The organism is Pedobacter sp. N23S346 (assembly GCF_048515415.1).
GTDB lineage: Bacteria > Bacteroidota > Bacteroidia > Sphingobacteriales > Sphingobacteriaceae > Pedobacter.
The window spans coordinates 1-13829 of the sequence record NZ_JBLYEE010000013.1; the positions used below are offsets into that span (position 1 = coordinate 1).

The window sequence follows — 13829 nt, forward strand, 5'->3', positions numbered from 1 at the left end:
ATTTAGGTGCCTATATCGGTGGTGTCCACCTCTTCCCATTCCGAACAGAGAAGTTAAGCCCACCAGAGCCGATGGTACTGCGGTAACACGTGGGAGAGTAGGTCGGTGCCAAATCTTAAAAGCCCAAAAGGCGTTTAACAAGAACCCTTGCAGTAACAACTGCAGGGGTTTCTTCGTTAGTGAAAAGTTGTAGGTTATAAGTTACAGGTTGAAGGTTACAGGTCTGGGAGCAGATAGCGATAGATGACAAGCAATAGTTTATAAGAATTGAAAGTTATAGGTTTAAAGGCCAGCAACGAACAGCAACAAACGATATCAAAACGAAATCAATTCAAAAATCCTTCGTATATCCATCACGCGTCTTCCTGAACTTGATTCAGGATCTCTTCATAGCTTATGAAACAAACGAAAAACGAGCAAACTCACTATTACTTCCCGCAGATTTCAGGGATCTCGCAGATTAATAAAAAGTTGTTAGTGGTGTTTTAACGGAAGTAATACTTAGGTTGAGGATTCTTCGCTATGCTCTGAATGATAGGAAAATTGAATAAACTTCCCTCATTTAGTTATAGTTTGAAAGTTAAAGGTTATAAGTTGAAAGTTCAAAGCGCATAAACCAGCAACGAACACTGATGGACGGCAGACGATAAAAACAAACCCATTACTTCTACTAACAATAGTGCAAAACTATAAACGTTATAATGATTACTAATCTAGATTTAATGTATTGGTAATAGCAAAGTTAAATCTATGTATTTACATCTATAGGGGTTAACATTTATGGTAAACGCTATAGTTACTAGATCGATAAATTTTATATTTGTGAAAATTTGTATTCTTATGCAGACGTTAGAGCAATTGAAATGTGGAGTATTGGAGGGTTGTTCTTCCTTAAAACTATCTGAAGGATTAACAAGCTTTCCAATAGAGATTTTTACATTATCAGATACCCTGGAATATCTGGATTTATCATCCAATAATCTGTCTGAGTTGCCTAAGGATTTCGGAAGGCTAAAAAAACTAAAGGTCTTTTTTTGTTCTAATAATGAGTTCGTCACTTATCCTCAAGTTTTAGCAGATTGCCCAAAATTAGATATTATTGGCTTTAAGGCTAATCGTATTATTGATATTCCTACTAATGCAATAAGTGCCAATCTGCGGTGGTTGATTTTAACAAATAATCAGGTATCAGCAATACCGGCATCTATCGGTGAATGTTATCGTTTAGAAAAATTAATGCTTGCTGGAAATCGGTTAACTGCCTTGCCTGATGAGTTACAAAATTGTAAAGCTTTAGCACTTTTAAGGCTTTCTGCGAATGAGATCGAAATTATACCCGAATGGTTATTTACCCTGCCAAAATTATCATGGTTAGCATTTGCTGGAAATCCTTGCAGTAGAAATTCTACTGCGGAGATTGAAGCTCCGGTTATTGCTTATGATAGCTTGCAAATTAAGGATAGGTTAGGGGAAGGTGCTTCAGGAACGATTTACCGTGCATCGAGAGCAGGCATACTTCAAGATGTGGCAGTAAAGGTTTTTAAGGGAGACGTAACCAGCGACGGATATCCGGAAGATGAAATGAGTTCGAGTTTGCAAGCAGGTGAACATGATACATTAGTTAAAATTCTCGGCAAAACAGATAACATTGTTGAATCTAAAACTGGCCTGGTAATGGAACTCATCCCGAAACATTATATAAATCTAGGTAATCCGCCAAGTTTGAAGTCATGCACGCGGGATGTTTTTGAACCTAATGTTCAGTATTCTGCTAAACAAATTATAAATATATTAATTTCTATTTCTTCGGTTGCAAATCATTTGCATGAGCGGGGAATTATGCATGGTGATTTATATGCACATAATATGCTGATCGATGATGAGGGTAATACCTTATTTGGGGATTTTGGGGCAGCTACGATGTATGATCGAACCAAACTGAGCAATGTTTATGCTTTAGAGCAGATAGAGGTAAGTGCTTTTGGATATTTGGTTGACGATCTTTTATCATTATATGCCGCTAATCATAATGATGAATTCAGTATGGCATTGGGGTCAATAAAAGATGCCTGCCTTTCAACAGAAACTCATAGCCGGCCGAATTTCGAGGAAATTGAATTACAACTGGCAGAAATTAAGCTGGCTGTTTAGGCTTAGCTTTCTTTTACAGCCAACTGACCACAAGCTGCATCAATATCTTTTCCGCGACTACGGCGAATGTTGGTTGTAATCCCTTGCGATTTCAGATAATTTGCAAAGGCATCAATTTTATCTCCTTCTGCATTTGTAAAATCAGCAAATGAGATCGGGTTGTATTCAATTAGATTTACTTTACAAGGAATGTGTTTGCAAAACTTTGCCAAATCCATTGCATCTGATATTTCATCATTGAAATGGTTAAAAACAATATATTCGTAAGTGACAGGATTTTTTGTTTTTGCGTAGTAGTATTTTAGTGCTTCTGATAATGCCTTTAAGGTGTTAGCCTCATTTATTGGCATGATTTCATTTCGTTTTTTATCATCCGCAGCATGAAGCGAAAGGGCCAGGTTAAATTTTGCGCCGTCGTCTCCTAATTTTTTAATCATTTTTGCAATTCCGGCGGTAGAGACCGTGATGCGTTTGTAACTCATATTTAAACCATCGGGCGCAGTAATGCGTTCAATCGATTTTAATACGTTGGCATAATTCAGTAAAGGCTCACCCATACCCATATATACGATATTGGTAAGCGGGTTATTGTAGTTTTGTTTGGCTTGTTTATCAATCAGTACTACCTGATCATAAATTTCATCTGCATTCAGATTTCTTTTACGGTCCATATAACCTGTGGCACAGAATTTACAGGTTAAGCTACATCCAACCTGAGAACTTACGCAAGCAGTCATGCGATCTTCCAGCGGAATCAATACACCTTCAACAATATTGCCATCTGCTAAACGGAACGTATTTTTAATGGTATGATCGTTACTGAATTGTGAGTTATTTACCTGAACGGCATTAATGATAAAACCTTCATCCAATGTTTTACGCAAATCTTTAGAAAGATTGCTCATCTCATCAAAATTAGTAGCTGATTTCTCCCATAACCACTGATAAATCTGCTTGGCCCTGAAGGCAGGCTGCTGCATAGCCACCAGGTGCTGCTGCAACTGTGCTAAATCAAGTGAGCGGATATCGATCTTTTTTGCTATTACCATTTGCTGCAAAGGTACTTAAAAAGCTTTTAAGCTAAAAGGCTAAAGCAAAAAGCAAATGGTTTTGATTCAGAATTTTACAATTATTTAGTTTTATATCTTATTTGCTGAAGAATGTAAGAGGGATTAGGGAAAAGGTAATAGGGAAGATGGTAGAGGGAAATTGAGGTGCCAACTTACAATAATTTAGCTTTGCACTATCTTCCTCTGCCTCTGGTGTTTGATTTTGCAGCTACTTTACCTTTTGGTGGTCTGGAATTTCTGTTGCCAGTATTACTTTTTCCAGTTGGCTTTGCTCCGGAATGACCCGTATTTTTTTTAGCTGCTGATTTAGGGCCCGATGGTTTGGGTTTGAATGATTTCTTAGGTTGATCTTCCTTGAGTTCAGGAATTTCTTCCCAGGTGTTTGACTTTTTCTTCACAGAACTTTTAGCTTTCGGACTTGCCTCTGAAGATGATTTTTCTACGCTTTTCATTATCCCAGACATTTCTTCTTCAGAAAGTTCTCTGAATTCGCCAGTGGGAATACCCTTTAGATTGATGTTCATGATGCGTGTCCGTTCTAATTTTGTTACTTCATAGCCAAAATGTTCACACATCCTTCGGATTTGCCGGTTTAATCCCTGAATTAAAATGATATTAAATACGAAGGTACTTATTTGCCGAACTTTACATTTTCTGGTGTTTACGCCAAGGATAGGCACACCGTTACTCATTTCAAAAACAAAATCTTCGGTTATCGGCTTGTTTACCGTAACCACATATTCTTTTTCGTGCTTATTGCCAGCCCTAAGGATTTTATTAACAATATCTCCGTTATTGGTCAGGAAAATGAGACCGGAAGAATCTTTATCTAATCGCCCGATAGGAAATATGCGTTCGCTGTGGTTAATATAATCAACGATGTTATCTTTTACATTAGATTCTGTTGTACTGGTAACGCCTGTTGGCTTATTAAAAGCCAGGAGGATGAAATTGCTTTCTTCTTTTGGCTCGATGTTATGCCCATTCACCATCACCCTATCGCCGGCGAAAACCTGATCACCAATTTTGGCTCTTTTTCCGTTGATAAATACATTTCCCTTTTCTATAAACCGATCGGCTTCCCTTCGGGAGCATAATCCACTTTCGCTGATGAATTTATTTAATCTGGTTGCAGGGTTATTGTTCATGCTACAATTTTACGGAAATATATTTAGTATAATCCATCATGTTGGATGAAAGCTGAAACTTTGCCTGCTCCTTTCAAAAGGAATTTCTTTCTTCGCTAAGTTTGAAGATTTAAGACATGATTGCCAATAAATACTCAAACTTTCACACTTTACAGGTTCGTTTTGTGTAAAAAGAATACAACATTGTGGAGGATAAAGCTGAAAATTTATCTTATTTTTGATCAGTTAATTACGGCAATTGTACCAGTTTGTTTTATCAAAACTATAAATGATATATAATCATTCAGATGATTCATTTGATCTGTTTTTGTAATAATGGTATTAAAAAGTAATTTATATTCCACCATGTTTCCCATTGCAAGATCCAGAAGAATAATTTATAAGCAACTAATAATTAAATCGAATGTCTGCTGAAGTTCCCGGTACAAATCCTTTATTTAAAATAAAAGATACTGCATACACTTTTAATGTTGAAGAGTACATTAGTTTTCTAAATCAATGTGAAGACTTTATGTCTGTAGATAAAGAAAATTTTGAAGTAATGCTTGAATGCATTTCTGAGCGGTTAATTAATTGCGCAGATGCTAAGACTCCAATTGGAGAAATCAGGCCTCAAATCAAGTTGCTTAAAGAACTTGGTTTCTTTCTTAAAAATATAGTAAGTGTTGCAGCGACAGAATAACTAATACGGTACTTTTGTTTTTGATGCAAAATTGTAAGAGCTCATTGTATTTCTCCAGCAAATCGATGTATTTATCTTTCCAGTTTGAATCGCCCGTACCCACTACATTTTCTGTAGATTCTGTATAGTGAAGTGTATTTTTGCCAATGGTTTCACCTTTAACAAATAAGGATGGGAATTCTGATGAGAAATCATGATTTAATACGGATCCTATCCTGAATATAATTTCAGGTTTAAGGTGTCTTTGATTAAACCAGTTATATACTGATCTACGGTTTACCTGAATAATTCTTGCAAGTTCGGCGATGCTGTATCCGTTTCTTCTAATTATTCTTTCTACTGTTTGGCCATGATGGAGTTCCATAATGATTATGAAATTGGGATTAAGTGATTTAATTTAACGATTGGATGAAATTGTCTTTGCCTGATCAGCGATGATATTACCAATATCTACTCTAATTTTTGCAACCAGGGCACAATCTAGTTGGCTTAGCACCAGTAATACTGTTTTTTCTTCCACTTCTAATACCTCTGCCTGGCTGCCAGCTTTAAAGCCTTTATTAATTAACACCTTATCACCAACAACCAATTGCTTACAATTGATTGTTTCTATTCCATTATAATTAGAAAGAATACCATTAATCCTGCTGATGTCTTCATCTGGCATCACCGCTGGCTTACCGCAGAAATTTACATAATTTAAAATGCCGGCAGTAGCCAATACTTTATGTTCTTCTACAGCACTTACATATACAAATAGATAAGATGGGAAAAGTGGTTTCTCTATAAGCTTATACCGGTCTGCCCATTTACTCTTAATGGTAATAACCGGGCAAAAACTGTGCAATCCGTATTGAGCTAATAGCTGATGTGCTTTCTTTTCATAGTTGGATCGTGTATACACGACCTTCCATTTTCTTTTATTCGCAACCTGTTGCGGGAGGGGTTTTAAACTCATATTTATAGGTAAGACGTTGTAAAATAACCGAAAATACGCCAAATATGTAGCTTAAAGATTACATTTGTATATCATTATGTGAATTTATGTAAACCCACTTCTTTGATAATTAGTGTTTTGTACTCTTTTTGTGTTTAAGTATTGATTTATTGGTAGTTATCTACAGGTTAGGTTTCCATAAGTCAACACATTTTCACTTTTGTGAAGTATTTTGCCAGGAAAACCTTCCCAAAATACCACGTTCTGCTAACCAACCCATTCGAAAATTCGTTCGAAAATAAAATCTCCCCTACTTTCGCAGAAGCTTTTTAGGACGCTCAAAAATTAAATCCCCGAGCAACCAATTCGTCAAAAAGGATCACTGTAAGTGAAATGGCGAAGCTATACCCCCCAGTGTAATCAACATTATTATGAAAAACAAATTTCTATTGCTTTACGCAGTAGCAGCCATGTTGTTGCTTTCTGCGTGTAACGCTTACAAGAATGTACCCTACTTTCAGGATCTAGACAAGAGTAAGCAAACTACTGAAAACATTGAAAACTTCAGTGCCTTAACCATTCAAAACTCTGATATACTAAGTATTACAGTTAGTAGTTTGAATCCAAAGGCCTACAGCGATTCCAGTGCAAGAGTATCAGGTTATTTGGTAGATCAGAAAGGTGAAATCAGATTGCCGCTTATCGGTAAGATTCCGGCTGCAGGTTTAACAACAGGTGTTTTGGCTGATCAGATCCAGGCAAAACTGCAAACTTATTTAAGAGAGCCAGCCGTAACGGTTAGAATGCTCAACTTCAAAGTATCTGTAATGGGCGATGTTTTAAAACCTGATGTGTATAAGATTCAAAGCGAACGTGTAACCGTTACTGAAGCCTTAACAATGGCGGGTGATTTAAATATTACCGCGAAAAGAAAAAACATCCTGCTTATTCGTGAGGTGGATGGTAAAAGAGAATTTATACCGATAGACATTACATCTGCAAAGCTTTTTACTTCGCCATATTATTATCTAAAGAACAATGATGTTCTTTATGTACAACCAGACAAAACCAAATATGCATCAGTAGACGGAGGTTACCGGACAGTGAGTCTGGTACTTTCGGCACTGTCTATCGTTGCAATCGTTCTTTCCAATTCATTAAGATAAATTATGAAAACTAATAATGAACAATTTATTTACACTCCGTTTGTAGAACAGGCAGAGGTAAAGCAAAATAAAATATCAGAGCTGGTGAGTAATTTACTTTATCACTGGCCACTTGTGTTGTTGAGTTTAATCGTAGCGATTGTACTTGCATTTGTATATATCGGTTCTACTAATTCGGTTTATAATGTAAAGGCGAAGATATCCATTAACGACAATAAAAATAAAGAGACGAATGTAAAGGAGGCTGCTATGGAACAGCTATCGCTATCTACCGGCAACAAATTGGTGGAAAGTGAAGTAGAGATTATCAAATCTCGTCCATTAATTAGAAACGTGGTTGATTCTTTGCAATTGTGGGTGAATTACAGCGTTAAGCAAAGCCTTAAAACGGTTGATATTTATACCTCATCACCTTTTCGCCTTCAGCTGATTAAACCTAAAACTTCCTTATCAACACAAAATTTTGAAGTAAAAATTATTGATGGCAAAGAATTCAAAATCATCCACAATGAAGATGAGATTCCAGGAAAGTTCGGCGCACCGGTAAGTACCAGCTTCGGAAGCTTCACTTTACTGGCTACCGATAAATTAAAAAACTATGAAGGCGAAACCATTCAGGTAGATATGGTTCCGTTGGAAACTGCAGTAACTGCTTACCAAGAAAAAATATCGACCAGTTTTAATAAACAGGCCCCATTGGTTGAGCTTAATATTGAAGACCAGGTTCCATTAAGGGGGATCAGAACTTTAAATACATTGATCAGCGTTTATAAAAATTCTAATATCCAAAACAAGAATAAGGAAACGCTTAATACCTTAAAGTTTATTGATGATCGTTTAACCTCTTTAAGAAGAGAATTATCACAAGCAGAAAAAACAGTTGAAGGTTATAAGAGTAGTGTCGGTTTAACGGAAATTTCTTCGAAAAGCCAGTATTATTTAGATAATGCACAATCGAATGATGGAAAACTTGGTGAAGTTAGCGTACAGTTAAATATCATTAATGGCATTGAGCGGTATGTAAACTCTGAGAAAAATTCATCTAGTCCGCCGGCAACAATCGGGATCGAAGATCCGGGATTGGTAGCATTGGTTGGGAAACTGAGTGCATTATTATTGGAAAGGGATCAGTTATTGGCTACTGCGCCAGAAAGTAACCCAATATTTTTTCCGATAAATTCTCAGATAAAAAGTACTAAAACGGCAATTAAAAACTCCATCAGCAATATTAAAGCTTCATTGGTTTCTACCAATCGTGAGTTGCGTAAAATCAGTTCAGGGTTTGAAAGTTCGATAAAGGATATTCCGGTACAGGAACGCCAATATGTAAGTTTTAAACGCCAGATGGATATTAAGCAGGGTCTTTACATCTATCTTTTGCAAAAAAAGGAAGAGGTAGCGCTGAGTTATGCTTCAACATTGAAAGATGCACGTATTGTAGAAAATGCGTATGCCGGTAAACCGGAGTCGAAGAAAAAAGGACCGATCACGGTTGCCCTTCTTTTAGGGATGTTGTTTCCGGTAGGCTTATTGTCTTTCAGAAAAAATCTTCGCAACAAGGTATTAACGGTTAATGATATCCAAATTGGTACATCGGTGCCGGTAATTGCAGAATTGATTCACGAAAGTGGAAAAAATGAGTTGGTGATGCTTAAAAAAGGTGCTTTTGCCATTACAGAGCAAATTCGAAATCTCCGTACCAATATCTTACAGCAAACCAGCGGCTCAGTTAACCAGGTGATTTTGTTTGGATCTAGCGTAGCTGGAGAAGGCAAGAGTTTCGTAGCGAGTAATTTCGCCTTATCATTGGCGGCTACAGGCAAAAAAACAATCATTCTTGAGCTGGATCTGAGAAAGCCACGGATAGCCAAAATATTTAAAGTCAAAAATTCAGCTTTAGGTTTAAGTACCTTCCTGGAGGGTAAAACTGATCTTCATTCCATTATAGAGCCATCTGTTTTTAATGAAAACCTATCGATTATTGGTGCCGGTCCTATCCCGATGTATCCATCAGAGTTACTGGAAGGTGATAGAATGGCAGATCTTATTATGCAGTTGAGAAGTGAATATGATCACATAGTGATTGATTCGCCACCTATGCACCTGGTTACCGATGGATTAATTCTTTCGCAGTTTGCAGATGTTTGTTTGTATATGGTAAGACATAATCATACCGCTAAGAGCGAACTTAATTTCGTTGAGAAATTGTATCAAGAGGAAAAAGTAAGAAATATGTTTATCGTTTTTAACGGTATTTATATGGATAGCAGATTTGGTTATGCATTGGATTATGGCTACTACGCCGAAAAAAGTAATAGAAAACTGGATTCAGGAGCATTCACCGATCTTTCGCTGAGGTTTTAAAACCACTCCTTCCATTTTAATAAAATCACTTTCCATGTCTGCCTCAAAGAGAATACTTTCCGGAACAATTGCCTCATGGGTACAAATTGCTGTAGCGATGTCTGCGCAAATATTATTGGTACCCCTTTATTTGAGCTTTTGGGATGCAGCAACTTATGGGTTATGGCTCGCTGTATTGTCTTTTTCGAGTTTGCTTAGTGCTTTCGATTTAGGTTTTCAGGAATACATGACTTACGAGTTCTTAAAACTTGGAGATCGGTTTCCGAAGAAGATGAGTAAACTCCTGTCGTCAGGGATGATGGTGGCCGTAATTTTAGGTCTGATCCAGGTTGTGGTGGTTTTACTGATTTACTGGCTGGATATTTTACCTATGATTTTTAAAGATCTGGGATCATCCTTAAAGGGAAAAGCCATTCAGGCCTTTTATGTTTTATTCATCCAATCTATTATCTGGCTTCTTTGCAACACTGTTGGTGGTTTGTTAAACCGGGTAATGGCCACTTTTGGTTATTTCCCGAGGATGGCCTGGTGGAGTGTATTAACCAATACGGTTTTACTGGTATCGCCAGCAATTGCAGTGGTGTTTGGTGCAGATTTGCTAACAGCAGGTTTGGTAATGGCTATAGCTAAAGTGGCTTTTGATATTCCTGTTTGGTTTGATATGTTAAGGCTGTTGAAAAGACATCATATAAAAGTGATATCGCCTTCTTTTGAATTAGGCTGGATTAGTTTTCGAAGATCTACCAACTTATCGGTGACTGGCTTTTTAGAAAATGTTCGTCAGCAGGGTGCACGGCTAATTATGTCGCCACTAATTGGCGCTACAGGTATTGCTGTGTTTTCAACCATCAGAACAGGATCTAATGTGGCATTGCAAGGCTTAAGGACGATTATCAATCCATTGATGCCCGAACTGATGACATTTTTGCACAAACGTGATCAGGAAAGAACGGAAGTTGCCTTTGGAACACTTTGGCTGGTTACTATTGCTGTAATTGCACCGTGTTTATTGGTTGTGCAAACTTTTATCCCGGTCATTTATAATGCATGGACGAGGGGTAAGCTGAGTTTTGATCCCTGGTTATTTGCATTGCTTTCGCTGGGTGTATTGGTTTTTGCTTTATCTCAACCCAGTATTGCGGTGGTAAAAGGGAATAATCTTTTAAAGCCACAGTTAACCATTTCGATTATGAGCGCGATAATAGCGGTACTGGGTATCATTTGCCTTGTTCCTTTATTTGGAATTAAAGGTGCGGGTATGGCTTTACTCTTATCGGAAATTGCAGCTTCAGTTGCTTTCACCAAAATTGCAGAGAAGTGGCTTGTAGATGCAGGTCTTCAATGGCCGCATCAAGGTTTTAGAATTGCATTATCATCCGTAGCCTTAACAAGTCTTGGTGTGGTACTGATGATCATTATACCCAATTACGAACATTTAATTCTCTGTATCTCGATCCTTTTATTGGTCTGGAATCTTTACCGTTACTGGTTAACCTTACCGCAACTGGCGGTGATAAAGGCTAAGGCCATATTGAACGGATTCGGGAGTAAAAATTAAATCATATTATGAATATTTCGGCATATCAAAAAGATAAATCCTTTCAAGGCAGGAAAACCATGCCACTTGTAAAAGTGATGGTAGGCTCTGCATTTTTGGGGCAAGCGAAATTTTATTCAAGGTTGATCCTGTTTATTGCACTATGTTTTCAGTGTTATTTCTTTTGGACAACTGATAACATTATCGTACTGGCCAACATTGCAATAGTTTGGTTAATTGTAACTGAGTTTATCATTACTGATGAAATGGTTAAAAAATATCCATTATCATTATTTATCATTATTGGCTTTGCCTCTACACAATTTTACTTTCCATTACTGTTTACGTCAATGGAATTTAAGGCTGTTGTTTACAATTTAGAGAAACCGCAGGATGTATTTTTTCATTCCAGCCTGGTTTTAATTGTCCTGTTCATTGCACATTACATTTACAGGCTCTTGCCGGTACAAAGAGACCGGGAATCTTCTATTTTAAGAAGATTGGGTTTCTTCCAAACGCCCAAGGATACACAATTGTGGATTATGGGTTTGATTGGATTTCTCGCGAATATTTATGTATTGGTATTTAACCAGGCCTTGGCAACCGAGATTAGTGGAGATGCCTCTGGAAAAGCAATTCAGGCGCTGTTTCCTTTTGCTTATGCACCTTATTTCATTCCTTTTAAAAGCCTGTTTGGCGGTGTAGGTAAAGTTAAAAAATCTACCATCTACCTTTTGGTTGGCTTTACGATTATGCTTTTCATTGTAAGTATTGCCAGAAATAGCCGTGGTGTGTTTATGATCGGGTTTACCTCTATCGGCTTTGCTTATTTTTTAGGCTTGTTAATCGGGATTTTCAGCGTACCGAAGATTAATTACAAGATGGTGATTCTGGCTATTTTCGGAATCTGGTTTATTAATGGCCCGCTGGGTAATTTAGGAACAGCAATGTTGCTTGTGCGTTCAGAACGTTCCGATCTCAGCAAAAAGGAGCTGATTGAAAAAACCTGGATTGCGATGAAAGATGATCGGGCAATCGCCTTACGCCGACTGGAGGATAAGCAGTTTGAAAGTGATTGGGATGAACGTTATTTAGATAATGCTTTTGCATCTCGTTTCGCAACCATTAAATATAGCGATGCCAGTTTGGTTCAGGCCGAAAAAGTGGGGTTGAATAATCCGCAAATGAGGTCGCATACCATCAATTATGTTTGGGGTGCGCTTCCTGATCCAATATTGAGGGTAATCAAACCAGGAATTGATAAAGAGAGTTTATATGCTCAATCTTTCGGAGATTACATCTACAACCTGGCAGGTGCCGGAAATTCGACCTTTGGTGGTTATAGATTAGGAAATATGTCTGGTACGGGAATGGCCGCATTTGGTTATTGGTATTTGGTTATTCTTGGCCTGGTGATGATTCCTGTGTTTATGTTGTTCGATAAGTTTGTGATTAAAGGAACCCGAAAATACAAGCTTAAAGGCAAGCTGGAGCATAATATTGTGTTCAGCGTATGTGGTTTACTGGCCTTGACTTCTATTTTTCAGTATTTACCTACAGAAAGTGTTGCCGGCCCTTTTACTTTCTTAATCAGGGGTTATGTGCAAAGTTTGTTTCTATACTTTATCGTTTTTAAATTTTCGGGTTTATTCGTTAAATCTGGTCAATAATCCAATTGGGTTAATATAAACCGTTTTCAAAATCAAATTACAGGTAATGCTTAACATATTATATTTCGGTGATAATCGCCATTTTTCTACTGCCTTTCATCGCGCAAAGGCACTGGAAAGAATTGGGCACAGGATATTGCTTTATCACAATCCTGAAGAAGCCTTACCAGGTTATTTCAAATCTTCTGTAATGAGCGCTGTAAACTTTAGAAGTGGTTATCGCCTCGTTCAGCCCGCTATTCAGGGTGAACTGAAAAAGATTTTACAATCTGGCATAAAACCAGATATCATCTGGGTAGATAATGGTGAGTTTTTTGGTGAAAAATGCCTGCAGATCTTAAAGCAGTTTAACTGTCCTGTTATTTTATACAGCATTGATGATCCGACAGGGAAAAGAGATGGAAGAAGGTTTGATAGTTTCTTAGCCGCTATAAAATTATACGATTTAATTGCTGTGGTGAGAAAAGAAACTGAGGATGAATGCAAATTACTTGGCGCTAAAAATGTTTTACGGGTAATGAGAAGCTATGATGAAGTTGCACATGCACCGTATGAAAATGCGGATGAAATCCCTGCAAGTTTTAAATCTGAAGTGGCCTTTATTGGTACCTGGATGCGGAACGAAAATAGAGATGAATTTCTTAAGGTACTAATTGATGCTGGAATTTCTGTTTCCATTTGGGGAGATCGCTGGCCTAAAAGTCAGCATTTTGATTTGCTGAAGCCGTTCTATCGCGGGCCAAATTTAGGTGGGAAAGATTACATCGCAGCCATACAGGGTGCTAAAATTTGTCTCGGTCTTCTTTCAAAAGGAAATCGTGATTTACATACCACCCGATCTATGGAAGTGCCTTATGCAGGCGGCATGTTATGTGCAGAACGCACCAGCGAACATATAGAACTTTATGAGGATGGTAAGGAAGCTGTTTTTTGGAATGATGCACAAGAATGTGCAGCACTTTGTAAAAAACTACTGGCTGAAAAGAATATCGAAACGATTAAAAACGCCGGGATGAAAAAGGTTAGAGACCTGAAACTGGGAAATGAAGATATCTGTAAACTCATCCTTGAAAAGGGATTATCAATGGCAATTTAACTGCTCAA

The 13829-nt window shown here is 37.5% G+C and carries 11 protein-coding genes and 1 rRNA gene; 8 read left to right on the top strand and 4 right to left on the bottom strand.

Annotated elements, in window-relative coordinates; genetic code table 11:
* Positions 1-2: 2 nt before the first annotated feature.
* A 5S ribosomal RNA gene (gene rrf / locus ACN1CD_RS19415) occupies positions 3-114 on the top strand.
* A gap of 726 nt (positions 115-840) precedes the next feature.
* The gene (locus tag ACN1CD_RS19420; protein ID WP_419132076.1) at positions 841-2151 is read left to right on the top strand and encodes a protein kinase domain-containing protein; all 1311 of its coding nucleotides are present in this window, start codon (positions 841-843) and stop codon (positions 2149-2151) included.
* A 2-nt stretch (positions 2152-2153) separates the two neighbouring features.
* Here the strand turns inward: ACN1CD_RS19420 and rlmN are convergent, their stop codons facing one another.
* Both rlmN and rluF read right to left on the bottom strand, forming a co-directional pair.
* Positions 2154-3200 carry a 23S rRNA (adenine(2503)-C(2))-methyltransferase RlmN gene (gene rlmN, locus ACN1CD_RS19425; protein ID WP_419132077.1) on the bottom strand — a complete coding sequence of 349 codons (1047 nt, stop codon included), beginning with the start codon at positions 3198-3200 and terminating at the stop codon, positions 2154-2156.
* Between the two features lie 194 nt (positions 3201-3394).
* Positions 3395-4369 (bottom strand): 23S rRNA pseudouridine(2604) synthase RluF, encoded by a 975-nt coding sequence (gene rluF, locus ACN1CD_RS19430; RefSeq protein ID WP_419132078.1) that lies wholly within the window; start codon positions 4367-4369, stop codon positions 3395-3397.
* A 403-nt stretch (positions 4370-4772) separates the two neighbouring features.
* Here rluF and ACN1CD_RS19435 point away from each other — a divergent pair, with 403 nt between their 5' ends.
* Entirely contained in the window at positions 4773-5051 is a 279-nt protein-coding gene (locus ACN1CD_RS19435) for a hypothetical protein (RefSeq protein ID WP_419132079.1), read from the top strand.
* Here the strand turns inward: ACN1CD_RS19435 and ACN1CD_RS19440 are convergent.
* Positions 5017-5415 (bottom strand): helix-turn-helix domain-containing protein, encoded by a 399-nt coding sequence (locus tag ACN1CD_RS19440; RefSeq protein ID WP_419132080.1) that lies wholly within the window; start codon positions 5413-5415, stop codon positions 5017-5019. The genes ACN1CD_RS19435 and ACN1CD_RS19440 overlap by 35 nt on opposite strands.
* A 33-nt stretch (positions 5416-5448) precedes the next feature.
* The gene (gene nusG / locus ACN1CD_RS19445) at positions 5449-6009 is read right to left on the bottom strand and encodes a transcription termination/antitermination protein NusG (protein WP_419132081.1); all 561 of its coding nucleotides are present in this window, start codon (positions 6007-6009) and stop codon (positions 5449-5451) included.
* A 410-nt stretch (positions 6010-6419) separates the two neighbouring features.
* On the opposite strand from nusG, the gene ACN1CD_RS19450 reads away from it, so the two are divergent.
* Genes ACN1CD_RS19450 through ACN1CD_RS19470 form a run of 5 tightly spaced genes read left to right on the top strand, consistent with a single transcriptional unit; the run spans position 6420 to position 13821 of the window.
* Positions 6420-7154: a polysaccharide biosynthesis/export family protein gene (locus tag ACN1CD_RS19450; protein WP_419132082.1), complete on the top strand. Its 735-nt coding sequence runs from the start codon at positions 6420-6422 to the stop codon at positions 7152-7154.
* Between the two features lie 3 nt (positions 7155-7157).
* A complete protein-coding gene (locus ACN1CD_RS19455) occupies positions 7158-9518 on the top strand; it encodes a GumC family protein (RefSeq protein ID WP_419132083.1) in 2361 nt (786 codons plus the stop codon).
* Between the two features lie 34 nt (positions 9519-9552).
* The gene (locus tag ACN1CD_RS19460) at positions 9553-11076 is read left to right on the top strand and encodes a lipopolysaccharide biosynthesis protein (RefSeq protein ID WP_419132084.1); all 1524 of its coding nucleotides are present in this window, start codon (positions 9553-9555) and stop codon (positions 11074-11076) included.
* Positions 11077-11084: 8 nt separating this feature from the next.
* On the top strand, positions 11085-12725 hold the full coding sequence (locus ACN1CD_RS19465) for a hypothetical protein (protein ID WP_419132085.1): 1641 nt from the start codon (positions 11085-11087) through the stop codon (positions 12723-12725).
* Positions 12726-12771: 46 nt separating this feature from the next.
* The gene (locus tag ACN1CD_RS19470; protein WP_419132086.1) at positions 12772-13821 is read left to right on the top strand and encodes a CgeB family protein; all 1050 of its coding nucleotides are present in this window, start codon (positions 12772-12774) and stop codon (positions 13819-13821) included.
* The last annotated feature ends 8 nt before the right edge of the window (positions 13822-13829 follow it).